At 38.7% G+C, this 16,587-nt stretch carries 22 protein-coding genes and 1 pseudogene; all 23 read left to right on the forward strand.

The features are described from left to right. Positions 1-291 precede the first annotated feature (291 nt). On the forward strand, positions 292-1,188 hold the full coding sequence (gene cidR / locus BN997_RS14885) for a cidABC operon transcriptional activator CidR (RefSeq protein WP_042533461.1): 897 nt from the start codon (positions 292-294) through the stop codon (positions 1,186-1,188). A 135-nt stretch (positions 1,189-1,323) separates the two neighbouring features. After that, the gene (locus tag BN997_RS14890) at positions 1,324-1,863 is read left to right on the forward strand and encodes an acyl-CoA thioesterase (RefSeq protein ID WP_042533463.1); all 540 of its coding nucleotides are present in this window, start codon (positions 1,324-1,326) and stop codon (positions 1,861-1,863) included. Continuing rightward, positions 1,853-2,215, forward strand: coding sequence for a hypothetical protein (locus BN997_RS14895; RefSeq protein WP_042533466.1), 363 nt, complete (start codon positions 1,853-1,855; stop codon positions 2,213-2,215). Before BN997_RS14890 ends, BN997_RS14895 begins: the two co-directional genes overlap by 11 nt. Positions 2,216-2,403: 188 nt before the next feature. After that, on the forward strand, positions 2,404-2,685 hold the full coding sequence (locus tag BN997_RS14900) for a hypothetical protein (RefSeq protein WP_052485032.1): 282 nt from the start codon (positions 2,404-2,406) through the stop codon (positions 2,683-2,685). Between the two features lie 218 nt (positions 2,686-2,903). Then, positions 2,904-3,551, forward strand: coding sequence for an SDR family oxidoreductase (locus tag BN997_RS14905; RefSeq protein WP_042533470.1), 648 nt, complete (start codon positions 2,904-2,906; stop codon positions 3,549-3,551). Between the two features lie 220 nt (positions 3,552-3,771). Then, positions 3,772-4,299: a GNAT family N-acetyltransferase gene (locus tag BN997_RS14910; RefSeq protein ID WP_042533473.1), complete on the forward strand. Its 528-nt coding sequence runs from the start codon at positions 3,772-3,774 to the stop codon at positions 4,297-4,299. 413 nt (positions 4,300-4,712) lie between these two features. After that, entirely contained in the window at positions 4,713-5,111 is a 399-nt protein-coding gene (locus BN997_RS14915) for a RidA family protein (RefSeq protein WP_042533474.1), read from the forward strand. 191 nt (positions 5,112-5,302) lie between these two features. Continuing rightward, a complete protein-coding gene (locus BN997_RS14920; RefSeq protein ID WP_042533476.1) occupies positions 5,303-6,031 on the forward strand; it encodes an MFS transporter in 729 nt (242 codons plus the stop codon). A gap of 23 nt (positions 6,032-6,054) precedes the next feature. Continuing rightward, a complete protein-coding gene (locus BN997_RS23865; protein WP_084612950.1) occupies positions 6,055-6,162 on the forward strand; it encodes a helix-turn-helix domain-containing protein in 108 nt (35 codons plus the stop codon). Beyond that, positions 6,125-6,289 carry a zinc ribbon domain-containing protein gene (locus tag BN997_RS22685; RefSeq protein WP_425311628.1) on the forward strand — a complete coding sequence of 55 codons (165 nt, stop codon included), beginning with the start codon at positions 6,125-6,127 and terminating at the stop codon, positions 6,287-6,289. Before BN997_RS23865 ends, BN997_RS22685 begins: the two co-directional genes overlap by 38 nt. Positions 6,290-6,439: 150 nt before the next feature. Next, positions 6,440-7,036 carry an MFS transporter gene (locus tag BN997_RS14925; protein ID WP_042533477.1) on the forward strand — a complete coding sequence of 199 codons (597 nt, stop codon included), beginning with the start codon at positions 6,440-6,442 and terminating at the stop codon, positions 7,034-7,036. 91 nt (positions 7,037-7,127) lie between these two features. Further along, positions 7,128-8,025: pseudogene (locus BN997_RS14930) on the forward strand (PhzF family phenazine biosynthesis protein). Between the two features lie 71 nt (positions 8,026-8,096). Further along, the gene (locus BN997_RS23245; protein ID WP_175297046.1) at positions 8,097-8,237 is read left to right on the forward strand and encodes a hypothetical protein; all 141 of its coding nucleotides are present in this window, start codon (positions 8,097-8,099) and stop codon (positions 8,235-8,237) included. Positions 8,238-8,251: 14 nt separating this feature from the next. Next, positions 8,252-8,899: an HAD-IA family hydrolase gene (locus BN997_RS14940; protein WP_042533480.1), complete on the forward strand. Its 648-nt coding sequence runs from the start codon at positions 8,252-8,254 to the stop codon at positions 8,897-8,899. Positions 8,900-8,933: 34 nt separating this feature from the next. Beyond that, positions 8,934-9,953, forward strand: coding sequence for a serine hydrolase domain-containing protein (locus BN997_RS14945; protein ID WP_042533481.1), 1,020 nt, complete (start codon positions 8,934-8,936; stop codon positions 9,951-9,953). Between the two features lie 123 nt (positions 9,954-10,076). Next, positions 10,077-10,949, forward strand: coding sequence for a DNA-3-methyladenine glycosylase family protein (locus BN997_RS14950; RefSeq protein WP_042533482.1), 873 nt, complete (start codon positions 10,077-10,079; stop codon positions 10,947-10,949). 688 nt (positions 10,950-11,637) lie between these two features. After that, positions 11,638-11,940 (forward strand): urease subunit gamma, encoded by a 303-nt coding sequence (locus tag BN997_RS14955; protein ID WP_042533484.1) that lies wholly within the window; start codon positions 11,638-11,640, stop codon positions 11,938-11,940. Between the two features lie 11 nt (positions 11,941-11,951). Continuing rightward, positions 11,952-12,281: an urease subunit beta gene (gene ureB, locus BN997_RS14960; protein WP_042533486.1), complete on the forward strand. Its 330-nt coding sequence runs from the start codon at positions 11,952-11,954 to the stop codon at positions 12,279-12,281. Continuing rightward, positions 12,271-13,980: an urease subunit alpha gene (gene ureC / locus BN997_RS14965; protein ID WP_042533488.1), complete on the forward strand. Its 1,710-nt coding sequence runs from the start codon at positions 12,271-12,273 to the stop codon at positions 13,978-13,980. Before ureB ends, ureC begins: the two co-directional genes overlap by 11 nt. Before the next feature lie 11 nt (positions 13,981-13,991). After that, positions 13,992-14,447, forward strand: coding sequence for an urease accessory protein UreE (locus BN997_RS14970; protein ID WP_042533490.1), 456 nt, complete (start codon positions 13,992-13,994; stop codon positions 14,445-14,447). After that, positions 14,440-15,126 (forward strand): urease accessory protein UreF, encoded by a 687-nt coding sequence (locus BN997_RS14975; protein ID WP_042533492.1) that lies wholly within the window; start codon positions 14,440-14,442, stop codon positions 15,124-15,126. Before BN997_RS14970 ends, BN997_RS14975 begins: the two co-directional genes overlap by 8 nt. Before the next feature lie 15 nt (positions 15,127-15,141). After that, a complete protein-coding gene (gene ureG, locus BN997_RS14980; protein WP_042533493.1) occupies positions 15,142-15,753 on the forward strand; it encodes an urease accessory protein UreG in 612 nt (203 codons plus the stop codon). A gap of 1 nt (position 15,754) precedes the next feature. Further along, a complete protein-coding gene (locus BN997_RS14985; RefSeq protein WP_042533494.1) occupies positions 15,755-16,576 on the forward strand; it encodes an urease accessory protein UreD in 822 nt (273 codons plus the stop codon). The last annotated feature ends 11 nt before the right edge of the window (positions 16,577-16,587 follow it).

Here is a 16,587-nt window from a genome sequence, read left to right on the forward strand (position 1 = left end):
CTCTTTGTTGGATTTATATAAAATATGAATTTGATGTAGATTTTTTCGAGAGATAATTTAAATATTTAACACGCTCTAACGTAGAATAATGTTACGTTAGAGCGTGTTTTTGTTTGTAAAAGTTTCCGTCGCTAACAATAGCAATATAACCAATGAAATGGCTTCTACAACAGAATTAGAAAAACTGCCTTCCGCCAAATTCAGCGGCTATCCACAATACTTGAATGGTTATCTTAACCTTTAAAATGGTAAACTTAAAATAACTACCCTAATTAAGAAAGAGGCAAAACAATGGAACTAAAACACATGATTTATTTTATAGAAATCGTCAAAACTGGCAGCATGACTAAGGCATCAGAAAAGCTGTATATTTCACAGCCTACGATTAGTAAGCTTTTACGGGATCTAGAAGCAGAATTAGGAATGGAATTATTTGACCGTCATAAACGGCAAATGGTGCTTACTGATGCGGGAAAAGCTTTTTTACAGCAGGCAAAAGAAATTGTCCGGTTATATGAAAATCTTCCGACAGAAATGAATAATTTGTTAGGAATGAAGCAGGGGCATATTAAAATAGGGCTGCCTCCGATTATGAATGTAAGGCTGTTTATTCACACGCTTGGAGAGTTTCATGAGAGCTATCCGGATATCAGCTTTGAATTATTAGAAAGTGGCAGTAAGCGGATTGAAGAGAGCATCATTAATGATGAGGTCGATGTCGGTATTACGGTGCTGCCGACAGATACGGATACCTTTCATCAATTTTTTCTGCTTGAGGAGCAGTTGAAATTGCTGGTCCCGCGCTCTCATAAATTTGCTGATAGGGAGAAAGTAAGTCTTATTGAATTAAAGGATGATGACTTTATTTTATTTAGTGAAGATTTCATCTTAAATGATCGTATAACCGAGGCGTGTAAGACTGCTGGTTTTATTCCTAAGGTGATTGCGGAGAGCTCACAGTGGTACTTTATCGAACAGATGATTACGGCAAGCCTTGGGGTAAGTATTCTCCCGGCAAGTATTATTGACACGCTAAAGGAAGACGTTGTCAGTATTGAAATTGCGGATCCTTCGATTTTATGGCAATTAGCAATTATTTGGAAGAAGAATAGCTATACTACTTTTGTTACCAAAGAGTGGCTGAAGTTTATGCAGGAACAATTGATGTTTAAAGATGGCAAAAAATAATTAAATATGGCGCTTCCATAGATTTCATCTATAGTTCAAATAAATAATTACTATTTTTATTATAGAACGATAGGATTTAAGATAAGTATAGAGTAAAAATAAAGCAATTTTATTAAGGAAGGGAACACTTGAAATATGAACAGTTATAAGCATCCAAACGAAAGCAGAGTAGTTAGTACGGATCAAGTGCTAATCAATGATTTAAATAATTACAATACCCTCTTTGGAGGTGTATTGATGAAGAAATTAGATAATAATGCCACGCTTTCTGCAAGAAGGCATGCCAGAGTGAAGGAATGTGTCACAGCCTCTACGGACTCAATTGATTTTCTTCATCCGATTCGTCAGTCTGATTCGGTATGTATTGAATCCTTTGTTTCCTATACAGGCAATACATCGATGGAGATTTTTTGTAAGGTGATTGGCGAGGATATGATTACAGGGGAGAGAAAAATTGCTGCCACTGCTTTTCTTACCTTTGTTGCCCTGGACAGCAACAAAAAGGCTGTGAAAGTAGCACCCATTGTACCGGAATCAGCAGAAGAAAAATTCTTATATGAATCTGGCGAAAAGCGGGCAGCGATGCGCCGGAAGCGAAGAGAACACAGTAAAGAGCTGACACAAATTATTGGTTTGGAAAAACCATGGGAAAGAGGAGATATCTATGTTTGTTAATATAAATAGTTTATATCATATAGAGGAAGAGCTTGACCAGCTTCAAAGGGATTACAGAGAATTGTATGAGTATTTACAGCATATCGTGAGTCTGACTAGACAGTTGCAGATTCCTTATAAATATTTAGGGGAACTATTAGTAAGAAATGAAGAAGCAACCAAACCTCCTTTTATTCGGGAGTCTGTTATACACCTTTATCAGAAAGAAGTGAATTTATTAAAAAAGCAAAAGGATTTTGAAAAATTGCTGTCTATCCTGCAGCGTTTAGAACAAGTTTCCTATTCACAAGTATTTCTGTTAGTGCTGGGGGCAAAGCCGGAGCTTATTCAGGTCAATACAATCATTAAATAGCAGCCAGGGCTTATCACCATGTTGTTTGGAGTGATAAGCCCTGTTTTTGCGATTGTGGGCACGTAAATAAAATAATCATGATTATATCAGCAGCTTTGTGTTAAAATAATTTGAATAATATTACTTTAATTAAATTAGCTGTTCTGTGAAATATCTATCAGGCTTTACGAAGAATGGAGGCTTTCTTGATGAAAAAGTATTCTTGGATCAGTTATCTATCACTCGGGCTGCCTATACTATTATTTCTATTATTGTTTGCCGTGGCTGATATAGAACCATTAGTATTAGCTCAAACTATACTTATTGCTCAATTTATTGGCGCTCCGTTATCAATCATCTTAAGTGTAGCTGCTCTTTTTAAAAAGAATGAAAAAAAGGTTGTTGCCGTATTTGGATTGATAATTTCTCTCAACTTAACGGGAGCACTTGTTTATTTGCTTTTACTAGGTTTTGGTATGGGGGAGGCGTGAGAAGGAGTATAAGCAGGGGGGAATAAGATGAATAGAAAACCTTAAGTAGCTTTGTTAGTTTAATCTGGCGGATGGGATTAACGTCAGGGCAGGCATTCAGACGAAATGAAATCACGCTGACTACCCAGCACGCTTTTCTACACAATCCAATTATTTAACATCTCATTCTGAAACCTTTACAATAAACAGGGAGAAGTCAAAAAGAAAGGGTGAGTGTGTTGAATATCTTAGTAGTTGGAGCAAATGGACAAATAGGGAAGCATCTGGTCAAGCTGATTCAAGACAATGGGGATCAGGCACGTGCGATGATTCGCAAGGAAGAACAAGCGAATTATTTTAAAGATTTAGGTGCGGAAACGGCCGTTGTTAACTTAGAGGATGAAGTCGATACAATTTCTAATGCAGCAGAGGGTGTGGACGCGGTCGTATTCACAGCTGGTTCCGGTCCGAAAACTGGAAAGGATAAAACCCTGATGATTGATTTGGATGGAGCGGTGAAAACCATTCAAGCGGCAGAACAGGCGAATGTTAAACGTTTTGTCATGATTAGTTCGTTTGATACCAGCCGTGAAGCTATTCAATCAGCCCCTGAATCGTTTGCACCTTATGTCGTAGCGAAACACTATGCAGATGAGTGGCTGTTAAACTCCGATTTAGACTATACCATTATTCATCCAGGACTATTAACGAATGAACCTGGCACCAATCAAGTAAATCTTGGAGCCAATGTGGAACGTGGAGAAGTCCCTCGGGAAGATATTGCGAAAGTAATTTATACCAGCTTGAAAAATGATACAACCATCGGCAAGAGATTCCGCGCAGTAGCTGGACAGACAGCTGTTGAAGAAGCGATACAGTCGGTGTAATAAATAAAAACGTCAGATTTTCTAATCTGTCTAGAAAGACCTGTGCTATGTAAAAGATGGGCACAGGTCTTTCTTTGTTAAATAGCCTTTTAATATGGGAGCAATTAATATCAGCTTGAGGTAATAAAAAAATAAAGAGGGCATAATGGTATCATTTCATTTCAATTTAAATAATTAGAATTATAAAAATCAATATTGTATAAGAAGAGAGGAATTTATAATGAATGCTTTAATCAAAAAAGTCTTTGAACAAGTAAAAACAGAAAATCTAATTCTTCGAAAGCCATCAGAAGCAGATGCTTATGCTGTCCTTGAGATTGAAGGAGATCCTAAAACAAATACATACCGGCCTTCCGGACCAATGAAAAACATGGATGAAGCTCTGGAAAAGATAGAGCTTTGGAATAAGTACTGGATAACACATGGCTGTGGTTATTGGATGATTTCTGAGCATAAGGGCTCGGATGTAGTAGGGATTGGAGGCGTAAGAAATATAAATTGGCAAGGGCGCGAAGTGTTAAACTTGTACTATAGATTTTCACCAAAAGTTTGGGGAAGAGGATATGCTGCGGAGGTAGCCAGATATTCTGTGTATTTAGCTCGTGAACACCTTTCTGAATTACCAATCATATCGAGAGTTCGTCCATCTAATATACCTTCGTTAAGGGTTGCGGAAAAAAGTGGGCTGCTGCGTCACCCAAGTTTAGATAGTGCGGAGCATATTGTATTTACTTCAGGATGGGATTGAATGTTGAAAAATATATTCAAATAAACTGGGAGGTTTTAAGGAAATTGAGATTTCTTAGAATGTATTTTCCCAGCTAATTACAACAACATTAGGAATATGTTAACATGAAAGAACAGAATATATAAAATTCTCACAATTAAATCGTATTGAAATAGAGAAGGGGATTAATAAATGATGGGAAATATCGGAATACCAGGAATGATTATTACGGTGATAGCTGTTGTCCTTGTTATTTATCTGATTAGAAGACTGTTAAAAAGATAGAGGGGAACGCTTTATTTCTTTATTAAATAAGCTTTCCTCTTGATGTTATCAGATAAATGCGCGAAATAATAATTAATCTGCAAATCGATATATTGAATAATTATTCTTGTTAATTAAGCTAATAAAAAAATAATAGAATAGCAGGAGGAATGAAAGTGATAGAATCCAGAAATCCAAAGGATATACATAAACCGTTAGCTCCGTATAGTCATCAAATCGAAGTCTCCGGAGACATACGGTGGTTAAATTTGTCGGGCCAGTTAGGGATGGATGTGGAAGGCAATGTATCAGAGGATTCCGTGGAGCAATTAAAAATGGCCTTTGAAAACATTCGCATCAATTTACAGGAAGCGGATATGGACGTAGAAAACCTGACGAAGCTTGTTTTTTATATTGTCGGGGAAATGGATGCGGATAGAAGAAGAGAAGCAATTGGCGAATTTTTAGGGGATCACCTTCCTTGTACAACGATGGTCTTTGTTGCCGGGCTGGCCGGTCCGCAATTTAAAGTAGAGATAGATGCATGGGCATGTAAAGAAAATAAATAAGGAGCTATATAAAATGGATTGTCCAATTTAACAATCTCTCTTCATACATGCAACGGAATGATGAAACAGGGAGATACCTACAAAACAGAACAAGCACTATGGCGGGTAGGAATATCAGTTATACGCAGATAGGAATTTTTTCAGGCATTTCCTGGAAGCAGTGTATCTCCCTTAAAGAGGAGAGAATTAAATTGAAATCGATACTCATTAACCAAGATTTTAGACGGATGTGGGGTTCAGAGTTTCTTTCTATTTTAAATGGAAGGTTTAGAGAGCTATTGATTCCTTTAGTTGTATTAGGTCTAACCAGTTCGCCGCTAGTTACAGCCCTTGTCGCTTTGTCCCAGCAATTGGGTACGGTTCTATTTGCCATCCCAATCGGAACATGGGTAGAAACGAAGAATAAGGTCAGAATTGCATCTTCTTGTCATTTTTTATATGGAATAGGCATTTTTATGCTCGCCTTTCTTCTGGCAACACAGAATGTCAATGCAGTAATTATTGCTTCCTTGCTGTTCGTAATGGGGTTACTTGCCTTAATCAGCAGAACGGCGTTTACTTCAATGATTCCTGCCATTGCCGGCAGAGAAAATCTGTTAAAAGCACATACCAATATTGAAGCTGCTGATGCTATTGCTACTGTTATCGGCCCTGCGTTGGGTGGAATATTATTAGCAAAAACAGACTCGGTATTAACGCTGCTTATTTGCGGGATTTTATCTCTTCTTTCTGCTCTGTTGATTGGTTTTATTCGTAATAAAGAAGGCTTTATCAAAAAAAGGAGAGAAAACTCCCTCTTCAAGCGCGTAGAGGTAAGGGGGGAGATGAATCTCCAATACACAAAAGATTGCTTTGGAGTGTCTCGACTGTCCAACACTAAATCGAACAAACGTTCCAAAATCATCCTTCTTCTGATATAATGGACAGGAGGAGGTAAGAAGCTATGAAAGTAAAAAAAGCATTTCGTTTTCGTATCTATCCGAACAAAAAACAAATCATCTTCATCCAGCCAGCTGTGTTCCCATTGTGGACACCAAAACCCAGACGTTAAAAATCTTGCTTTGCGTGCATGGACGTGTGGTATCTGTCAATGCCATCACCAAAGAGATAGGAACGCAAGCAGGAATCTTCGTAAGGAAGCATTACGAATAACCGCAGGGACTGCGGGGCTAGCCTAATCCATAACTGACCAATGGGTTGGTGTTCTTAGGAATCTCCCACTTCAAGCAACCTTGAAGGTTGGTAAGAGGGGGTAGTTCAAAGAAACAGAGACGGAAGAGCTGCAAAAAAGTAAATGGAATGTGTTTTTAAGAAGGTCCATCGCTGGATTGAAGATTTTAATCGCTAACCCACAACAGCTGATTAGCACAATAGCCATGGCAATATTAGCTTTCACAACGGTGTTTATTACATTAACTATAATCTTTTACGCTCGGATTACATTAGAGTTGTCTGAAGGGTTTATTGGTATTTTGCTATCGAGTGCTGGCGTAGGTAATATTGTTGGCATCTTTTTGATCAATAAATTCAAAAATCTAAATTGGGTGTTGCTGATGAGTTTCTTGCTGATTATCTCTGGGATAGGAATATTAATGATTACAGCAACAAACGTTTTTATTATGATGTGTTTTGGGATGGCCGTTTTTGATTGTGCGCTATCTATGGCTTTTATCGTACAAGGCGCTGTTCATCAAGGGATCACGCCAGATGAATTCTTAACAAGAGTCAGGAGCTCCACCTATGTTATTGGCGGACTATTCTCCATACTGGGAACTTTTTTAGCGGGAGCTATTCCGGAATTATTTACGGAAAAAATTGCTTTAATGATCGGGGCTTTTATTCTTTTGATGCCAGCTTGCATCTTCCTTCGTTTTGGAAAGGCTGGCGTTGCATTGAGCAAAGTAGAGCCAGTTTATAACAAATAGGAAAGTATAAACGAAGCAGCATATTAAAATTCTCGATAAGTATTTCGTTTTTCCGTCGAGAATTTTAATATGATTACGGGAGGGACATAGCATGAAATCGGTCAAAGTATATCATTATGATGCATTTAGTAAGGTGCCGAATAAAGGAAACCCTGCTGGAGTTGTTTTAAATGGGGATGAGCTGACAGATGAGCAAATGCAGGAAGTCGCATTTAAAGTAGGATTCAATGAAACGGCATTTCCAGTTAAATCAGAAACAGCAGACTTAGGGATACGTTTTTTTACACCTGGACATGAAATGAATTTATGCGGTCATGCGACCATGGCAACGGTGTATGCGTTAAAAACAAAAGGACTGTTCGGAGATAAAACAGAATTAACGATTGAAACTAAAGCAGGGATTTTACCAGTAAGGCTTGATTCTGCTCCTGAAAAGGAAATAACGATAACAATGACAGGCTGCACCGGAATTTGTAGCGTTCCATGGCTCTAAAATGGATTTAGCTCATTCGATTGGGATAGAAGAATCGGATATACATGATAACTTACCAATTCTTTATGGAAGCACAGGTGCTTGGACACTGCTGATTCCAATAAATAATTTAGAAGCTTTTCGTAAAATGAAACCAGAGAATAAAGATTTTCCTGCAATTTTAAAGGAGATGCCTAAATCGTCTGTACATCCAATTTGTATCGAAACGTATGATACAGATGCGGATATGCATGCAAGGCACTTCTCTTCTCCATTTTCAGGTACTGTAGAGGATGCAGTAACAGGAACAGCGTCGGGAGTAATGGGTGCTTATTATACTGACTATATAAGAGAAGATAGGAAAGATGTGATGAAGCTTGTGGTGGAGCAGGGACATGAAATTGGTAAAGATGGCAGGGTAGGTGTTCAGGTATCTAAGAATGGGGAGTCATATGATATTCAAATTACCGGGAATGCTGTTTTTGTGAAAGACTTTGAGATCATGTTGGAAAATTAGAAGAATACAAGTAATGTATATTGATGAAAATATCTTACTGTGAAAGTCAAAATCAAGGAGTGATTATTCTAATGAAGGTTATAGATAACAGAGGAGAAACGCATGAGTGGACGCTAATCGCTGTTGCATTGTTATCTCTGATTACTTTCAAGAAAATAAAGAAGGTAGAAAGATATAAAAATAAATTAAAAGGGACTTTTATTCCGTATTAAAGAGGTGAGGAAGTATGAAATCGGTAATTTTTGATATGGACGGAACATTATTTCAAACAGATAAAATTTTAGAATTGTCATTAGAAGATACGTTTACCTATTTAGCTTCTTTAGGGAAATGGGGAGACTCCATCCCAATTGATAAGTTCCGGGAAATTATGGGAGTTCCATTGCCGGTAGTATGGGAAACTTTACTGCCGAATCATTCTGTGAAGGAAAGAGAGCAAGTCAATGATTATTTTCAAGATAGATTAATTGAAAATATAAAAAACGGAAAAGGTGCATTATATCCGAATGTACAGGATATTTTTGAGTTTTTATTAAAGGATGGTTATACCATATTCATCGCCAGTAATGGAGTACCAGCCTATTTAAAAGCGATTGTGGATTATTATCATTTAGATGACTGGGTTTCAGAGACTTATAGTATTGAACAAATCGAATCATTTAGTAAATCTGATTTAGTCAAAACTATTTTAACGAAATATGGAATAGAGGAAGCGGCGGTGGTTGGAGACCGGATATCAGACATTAAAGCAGCAAAAGATAATGGATTGACAGCTGTAGGATGCAGCTTTGATTTTGCGAAAGAAGAAGAGCTTTCGCAAGCAGATGTTGTGATTAATGATTTAATTGAATTAAGAAGAATGCAATTCACCTAAAAAATAACGGATATTCAACAGACAGGGGGATATAATGTTTCTTAGCTCAAAAAAGAATAAAGATTTTGTTCCTATAACAGAACATGTCCTAAATACAGCGGAAAAGGTAACCTGCTCCGGAGCTGCTGCTTTTGTAATTCACAACGATAAAGTAGTATTAGAAGACTATTTTGGAAGCCAATCAAACAAATCAGGTTCAAGAAAAGTTCAGGAAGATACCCAATTTCATGTAGCCTCTGTCAGGAAAAGCTATATCGGATTTGCTGTGGCATGCGCAGTCTATTATGGGAAAATTAAAACCATAGATGATTTGATACTGCATTATTTGCCTGGACTTAATGAAGATATATGGAAGGATACAACAATAAGGCATGTATTAACCCATACACATGGTTTACATAAAAAAGAAGATACGGTATTTCGAGAATTTCCTGCAGGAGAAAATTGGTCATATAGACAGGTTGGAATAGATGTATTAACGGAGCTCATAAAACAAACAACTGGTAAAACGGTATCTGAAATTGTTCATGAACAGGTTTTTAATCCTTTCGAATTTAATGAATCAGATTGGTACGCACAAAAACATGAGAAGCTTGTGGATGTTATCCTTGGAGATGAATCTGATAAAAATTGGAATGTTAGTGAAAGCACGGAAGGCAACAAAATGAATATGTATGTATCTGCACGTGAATTGGCATATTGGGGCTATGTCCATCTTAAGGAAGGCTATCTAAACGGAAAACAAATGATACCGAAAGAAATAATACAGATGGCTGCAACGGTACAAAGCCCATCAACGGTAGATAAAAACCTTCCGCAAAATGGCTTTTTATGGTTTGTGAAAGACTTACCGGCTGAAAAAACAGAAATTGGACAAAGCGTTCCTAAAGAATCGTATCAGATACTGGGATATACAGGAGTAACGTTATTAGTGATTCCACAGGAAAATATAGTAGCTGTACGGATGTTTAACAGCTTCGGGTCACCTGAAGGGTATGATTATTTATCGGATGTCCGATCATTTGGAGATACGGTGATGCGTTGTTTATCATGAAGAAGAACAAAAACTCCCGCTGCGTGAAGTTTCGTTATATTGGTTCCACTCCTTTTTACAACTAGACTAGAGGTTTTGACCCCCCTATATAAAATAATAGTTCTTAGTCAGGAGGAAATCGTGTTGAGAAATGCTATTGAACTGCCAAAACAATTCAATTTTAAAGCTGCTGTTACCGATCACGGATGGTATTTACTGCCGCCTTTTCAAGCTAACGATGACAGAAGTGTTTTAAAAAGGGTAGAAGCGCTTTCAACTGGTAAAATCGTTCTGCTGCATATAACACAGAATCAAAATACATTGATGATAGAAACAGTGGGTAAGCAAACGTTAACGAGAGAAGAAAGTGAAGAGGTTGTTCGCAAGGTTAACTGGATGCTTCGTTTAGATGAGGATTTTCGTGCTTTTTATCAAATGTGCAGCGCTGACCAGAATATGCAGGAAATCGTAGCGGAAAATAAAGGAAGACTTTTACGCTCCCCAAGCATCTTTGAAGATATTGTAAAGACGATTTTCACAACCAATACGACCTGGAGCCGGACCATTGCCATGACAACGAATTTTGTGAGTCATTTAGGAGAAAGATACTCGAATGAGTCGGAATTATTTACTTTTCCTGCACCAGAAGCAGTTTTAAAAAAAGATAAAACCTTTTTAAATAAAAGCATCAAATTAGGCTATCGAAGTGATTATATTTATGATCTTGCATTAAACATATGTAATGGTGTATATGACTTAGAGGAACTTACCAATCCAGAAATGCCGACTGAAGATGTCGTTCACAAGCTGAAAGAAATTAGAGGCGTCGGACCTTATGCACTCAGCATTATTTTAATGTTATTAGGAAGATACGACTTTTTGCCAGTAGACAGCGAATTTAAAAAGCATGTAAAAAATAAATATTTCGCTGGTGAACTTCCACCTAAATCACAATTGCAGCAGCTATATAAAGAATGGGGAGAGTTTAAGTTTTTGGCTTATTGGTTTGATAAGTGATATGAAAATGCCGGGAATAATGGAATGGGGAGTATAATCGATTATGTTCACTTCACGCCCGGTCTTATTTCAAAGTATAATTTTATCTTAGAAAACTGTCTGTAAAACTCCCGTCAAAATCAAACGTAAAAATAAATTTATTCAGGCGTGGAATCAGATGAGCTAACTTCCTGAATCACTTAGGCTAACGCAGTGAGAGAAAAACAGCAGACTAAGTTCGCAATCTCCTGGGGCTGCGATTACTCACCCCATCGAAAACATTTGTGCGTTGAAAACTCCCACTGAATGAAGTTGCGTTTTATATGCTTCATCATAAATTTTTTCATAACGATTTAATAAATAAACCAGATTCTATTGCGAAATAAGCAATATAGAATCTGGTTTATTTTTGTAGATATATCAGTGTGTTTGTACCTTCCGTAGAAATTATTCAAAACCAATTTAGTTAAAAGACTTGCATTTTTATAAAATAACTCTTATGATAATTAACATAACTTTATATGTTAGGTAATATAACATATAAAGTTGTTCGAAAAATTAATATAAATTGTTGAAGCTGGCTATGTAATCTATTCTTCAATGCTGGATTAGAAATACCAGTTTGCATCCCAATAATTATCGAACTATTGGGAATAACGAGATGATTTTTTAAATGATGTATCATCATGTAAATCAAGGAGGGAAGCTGATGAATCTGTTGCCAAGAGAAACGGATAAGCTGATGGTTGTTGTTGCTGCTGACCTTGCAAGGAGAAGAAAGGACAGAGGTTTAAAATTAAACCATCCGGAAAGTGTTGCACTGATTACTTATGAATTAATGGAAGGCGCAAGAGATGGCAAAAGTGTTGCTGAATTAATGCGCTTTGGCACAACCATACTTACGGAGGAAGACGTCATGGAAGGGGTACCTGAAATGATTAAGGATGTTCAGGTAGAAGCAACGTTTCCAGATGGAACAAAGTTGATAACTGTGCATCAGCCAATTAAATAGGAGGGATTTTGATGGTACCTGGAGAAGTGCTGCCGAAAGAAGGAACGATAGAAATTAACCAAGGAAGAGATACAACGAAAGTAACCGTCATTAATTTAGGAGACCGTCCAGTACAGGTTGGATCACATTTTCACTTCTATGAAATCAACACACAGATACAGTTTGACAGGGATATCGCTTTTGGAAAAAGGTTGAACATTCCAGCAGGAACTGCCGTCCGTCTGGAGCCAGGGGATGAAAAGACGGTGGAGCTGGTGGACTTTGCCGGAGAGAAAAAGATATATGGGTTTAATAATATGACAGATGGAAGTGTCGGGAAGGAGAAAGTAAATGGCTTATAATATTCCCAGAAAACAGTATGAGGAAATGTACGGACCTACAACGGGTGATCGAGTGAGGTTAGCTGACACGAATCTCATCATTGAAATTGAAAGGGATTATACCTCGTATGGGGATGAAGTTGTTTTTGGCGGAGGAAAAGTCATACGGGATGGCATGGGTCAAAATCCGCTTGCTTTAAATGATGAAGCTGCAGATACGGTATTGACAAATGCAATTATATTGGACTACACAGGGATTTATAAAGCGGATATCGGCATTAAAGACGGTAAAATATGCGGAATCGGCAAGAGTGGTAATGCGCTGGTGATGGATGACGTCGATATTACCATCGGTGCAGCGACTGATATTATCGGAGCGGAAGGTAAAATTGTGACTGCTGGCGGGATTGATGCCCATGTTCATTTTATTTCACCGCAGCAGATTGAAACGGCGCTTGCATCTGGTTTAACAACATTGATTGGCGGCGGTACAGGACCATCTTCCGGTTCAAAAGCAACAACCGTTACGCCGGGGAAATGGAATATTCATAAGATGCTGGAGGCTGCAGAAGACTATCCGGTGAACATTGGATATACAGGGAAAGGACAGGCTGCTTCGATGGCTCCGTTGGCAGAGCAAATCGAAGCCGGAGCAATCGGTTTAAAAGTACATGAGGATTGGGGAGCGACTGCTTCTGCGATTGACCATGCGTTGACAGTTGCGGATAAATACGATGTACAGGTGGCGCTGCATGCAGATACCTTAAACGAAGGCGGATTTGTTGAAAATACAATGGCAGCACTGAAAGACCGCGTCATTCATATGTATCATACAGAGGGTGCAGGCGGCGGACATGCTCCGGATATCATTAAGTCAGCACAATATCCAAACGTGATTCCTTCTTCTACCAATCCGACCATGCCTTATACGGTCAACACGATTGAAGAGCATGTCGATATGCTGATGGTTTGCCATCACTTAAGTCCGTCGATACCGGAGGATGTAGCGTTTGCTGACTCTCGTATCCGCAAAGAAACAATTGCTGCTGAGGATGTTCTGCATGATATGGGTGTACTCAGCATTATCAGTTCCGACTCACAGGCAATGGGGCGGATTGGCGAGGTTATTTTAAGAACTTGGCAGACAGCGGATAAAATGAAAAAACAGCTCGGTATACTTGAGGGAGATACAGAAACTGCAGATAATAATAGAGTAAAACGTTATGTTGCAAAATATACGATTAACCCGGCGATTACCCATGGTATTTCCGGGTATGTCGGGTCGGTAGAGGCTGGGAAATATGCTGATTTAGTTGTTTGGCCAACGGAATTTTTCGGTGTGAAACCAGAATTGATTGTAAAAGGCGGCTCGATTATTGAAAGTGTGATGGGAGATGCCAATGCATCGATTCCAACACCACAGCCGGTTATTTATCGCCCGATGTTTGCAGCGCATGGGAAAGCAGTGCAACGAACATCCTTAACATTTGTATCCACTGCAGCCTATGAAAAGGGGATAAAGGAAGAGCTGGGTTTAGAGAAAACGGTATTGCCTGTAAAGAACATTCGTAATCTGACGAAGAAAGATATGAAGCTGAATGATAAGACACCAACCATTGACGTGGATCCGGAAACATATGAAGTAAAAGTGGACGGTGAAGCCATAACCTGTGAACCGCTGAAAGAGGTGGCGATGGGGCAACGATACTTTTTATTTTGAGGTGATGACCAATGCTGGTTGAAAAAATTGAGATGAATATAAATGATATAGAAGAAGCAGAGCTTGCAAAGCTGCATAAAGAAAAGGTTTACCTGGATAGTGCCGATTTGCTGAAGCGTATTTTACGGGTGAAAACAGACCATGGAAAAGATATTGGTATTTCCTTAAAAGAAAGACAGGCCCTGACAAAGGGTGACGTTTTATATAAAGATACATCCAATATTATTTTTATTGATGTCTATCAGGACGACGTGATTGTTATCCGCCCTAAAGATATTCATGAAATGGGCGTCATTGCGCACCAATTAGGAAACCGTCATCTTCCTGCACAATTTGAAGCGGATAATATGATTGTCCAATATGATTATCTTGTAGAAGAATTGCTGAAACAGCTAGACATTTCTTATCAGCGGGAAGAGCGCAAATTAAAAGAAGCGTTTAAACATATAGGGCATAGCCATGACTAATTCATTGCTCACCTTTGTTCAGTTATGCGATTCAAACTTCCCTATTGGCGGTTTCAGCCATTCATTTGGACTGGAAACCTATATTCAAGAAGATGTTGTGAAGGACAGGATCTCATTTCAAGAATGGCTGGATACGTATTTCAGGGAACAGGTGAAATATACAGAAGGGCTTGCTTTTCAACTTGTATGCGAGGCGCTGTGTGAAAATGATTTGGAGCGGATTTGGCATATGGACCGGCTGCTTTATGTCCAGAACCTTCCAAAGGAAACAAGGGAAGGAAATACCCAAATGGGAGTCCGGATGCTGAAGCTGGCAGAAAGTCTGTTTGAATACGGAATACTTGCAAATTATCTAAAACGAATAAAGCAAGGGAAATCATTCGGGCACAGCGCCATTGTCTTTGCAGTTATTGCGCATTATCACAGGATACAACCTCGGGAGGGACTTGGGTTTTATTTATATTCCCTGGTTTCCAACCTGGTACAGAATGCAGTAAGAGCTATTCCGCTGGGGCAGACAGACGGGCAGAAGATATTGCTGGAGAGTCAGCAATTAATAAACAGTGTCGCGGAAGAAATAGCTGCTTTAACGATAGCGGATTTTGGGATTGTTTCGCCCGGTCTGGAAATTTCACAAATGAAGCATGAGCATGTAAAAGTAAGGATATTTATGTCTTAGAAGGGAGATTTGGAGATGGAACCGATTCGAGTAGGTATTGGCGGTCCAGTAGGGGCTGGAAAAACAGAGTTAGTAGAGAAAATAACAAGACAATTAAATAATGAAATGGACATGGCGGTTATTACGAATGATATTTATACCAAAGAAGACGCTAAAATTTTAATGAAAAATGGTGTGCTGGAGGATGACCGGATTATTGGTGTGGAAACGGGCGGGTGCCCGCATACCGCTATCAGAGAAGATGCCTCCATGAATTTTGCTGCTATCGATAAATTAATAGAACGTTTTCCCGACGTAGAATTGATCTTCATTGAAAGCGGCGGGGACAATCTGGCAGCGACATTCAGTCCGGAGCTTGTTGACTTTTCTATTTATATCATTGATGTAGCCCAGGGAGAGAAAATTCCCCGTAAAGGCGGGCAGGGCATGATTAAGTCGGATTTATTTATTATTAATAAAACGGATTTGGCGCCATATGTTGGAGCGGACTTAGATATCATGGCAAGAGATACGAAAGAATTTCGAGGAGATAAACCCTTTATTTTTACGAATTTGAAAAATAATGAAGGATTGGACGAAGTAATTGATTGGCTGAAAGATAATGTACTGCTTCGAGGGATCGTCTAAGATGCAGAAGGAATGGACCGGAGAGCTTCAGCTTGAATTAACGGAGAAGAAGAATAAAACGGTCCCTGCGGATGTATATTTCCGAGGTGCCTTCAAAGTGATGCGTCCAATCTATTTAGACGATTCCGGGCAATTAACCTATTATCTATTAAATCCTGGAGGCGGCTATTTATCTGGAGATACATATTCCATGGATATTAGGGTGAATGAAAATGCCCGGGCAATTTTGACAACGCAATCTGCAACCAAAGTATATAAATCCCCAGGAGAGCCTGCGTATCAGTATGGGAAGTTTACCTTGAAATCGAACAGTCTGCTGGAGTATATCCCTGATCCGCTGATCGTTTATCGGGAAGGGTCGTATAAACAGCTCAACCAATTTTATGTAGATAATACCTCGACATTGATTTGCTCTGATATTATTACACCTGGATGGTCACCAACCGGAAAGCAATTCAGTTATGACAAGGTAGATTTGCAAAATGAAGTGTTTATCCATAAGGAATTAGGCGTTTTTGACCGCGTTGTAACGGAACCGGCTAAAAATAATCCTTCTGTGTTTGGAAGAATGGAAGGGTATAGTCATTTAGGCTCCATGATGGTTATTAGTCCTTATATGACAGATGAAGTAATTGAAAATATCTATGATATGATGGAGCAGAAGGACGTGAACTTCGGTATCTCGAGGTGTCCGGTCCCGGGGTTTTCTTTGAGAATATTGGCCAACCAGACGCAAATCATCGAAGAGATACTGCAAATGTGCCATGGGTATTTACGAGAAGTATGGTTTGGCATGTCTCCTGTATTTTTACGGAAATATTAAAAGAGTTTAAA

It is taken from the genome of Oceanobacillus oncorhynchi (assembly GCF_000821065.1).
Lineage (GTDB): Bacteria > Bacillota > Bacilli > Bacillales > Amphibacillaceae > Oceanobacillus > Oceanobacillus oncorhynchi.

What these genes read in the sequence shown, in the direction of transcription:
- cidR (WP_042533461.1), top strand. Translation starts at nt 292, where the DNA reads ATGGAACTAAAACACATGATTTATTTTATAGAAATCGTCAAAACTGGC.
- BN997_RS14890 (WP_042533463.1), top strand. Translation starts at nt 1,324, where the DNA reads ATGAACAGTTATAAGCATCCAAACGAAAGCAGAGTAGTTAGTACGGAT.
- BN997_RS14895 (WP_042533466.1), top strand. Translation starts at nt 1,853, where the DNA reads ATGTTTGTTAATATAAATAGTTTATATCATATAGAGGAAGAGCTTGAC.
- BN997_RS14900 (WP_052485032.1), top strand. Translation starts at nt 2,404, where the DNA reads ATGAAAAAGTATTCTTGGATCAGTTATCTATCACTCGGGCTGCCTATA.
- BN997_RS14910 (WP_042533473.1), top strand. Translation starts at nt 3,772, where the DNA reads ATGAATGCTTTAATCAAAAAAGTCTTTGAACAAGTAAAAACAGAAAAT.
- BN997_RS14915 (WP_042533474.1), top strand. Translation starts at nt 4,713, where the DNA reads ATGAAAGTGATAGAATCCAGAAATCCAAAGGATATACATAAACCGTTA.
- BN997_RS23865 (WP_084612950.1), top strand. Translation starts at nt 6,055, where the DNA reads ATGAAAGTAAAAAAAGCATTTCGTTTTCGTATCTATCCGAACAAAAAA.
- BN997_RS23245 (WP_175297046.1), top strand. Translation starts at nt 8,097, where the DNA reads ATGAAGGTTATAGATAACAGAGGAGAAACGCATGAGTGGACGCTAATC.
- BN997_RS14940 (WP_042533480.1), top strand. Translation starts at nt 8,252, where the DNA reads ATGAAATCGGTAATTTTTGATATGGACGGAACATTATTTCAAACAGAT.
- BN997_RS14945 (WP_042533481.1), top strand. Translation starts at nt 8,934, where the DNA reads ATGTTTCTTAGCTCAAAAAAGAATAAAGATTTTGTTCCTATAACAGAA.
- BN997_RS14955 (WP_042533484.1), top strand. Translation starts at nt 11,638, where the DNA reads ATGAATCTGTTGCCAAGAGAAACGGATAAGCTGATGGTTGTTGTTGCT.
- ureB (WP_042533486.1), top strand. Translation starts at nt 11,952, where the DNA reads ATGGTACCTGGAGAAGTGCTGCCGAAAGAAGGAACGATAGAAATTAAC.
- ureC (WP_042533488.1), top strand. Translation starts at nt 12,271, where the DNA reads ATGGCTTATAATATTCCCAGAAAACAGTATGAGGAAATGTACGGACCT.
- BN997_RS14970 (WP_042533490.1), top strand. Translation starts at nt 13,992, where the DNA reads ATGCTGGTTGAAAAAATTGAGATGAATATAAATGATATAGAAGAAGCA.
- BN997_RS14975 (WP_042533492.1), top strand. Translation starts at nt 14,440, where the DNA reads ATGACTAATTCATTGCTCACCTTTGTTCAGTTATGCGATTCAAACTTC.
- ureG (WP_042533493.1), top strand. Translation starts at nt 15,142, where the DNA reads ATGGAACCGATTCGAGTAGGTATTGGCGGTCCAGTAGGGGCTGGAAAA.
- BN997_RS14985 (WP_042533494.1), top strand. Translation starts at nt 15,755, where the DNA reads ATGCAGAAGGAATGGACCGGAGAGCTTCAGCTTGAATTAACGGAGAAG.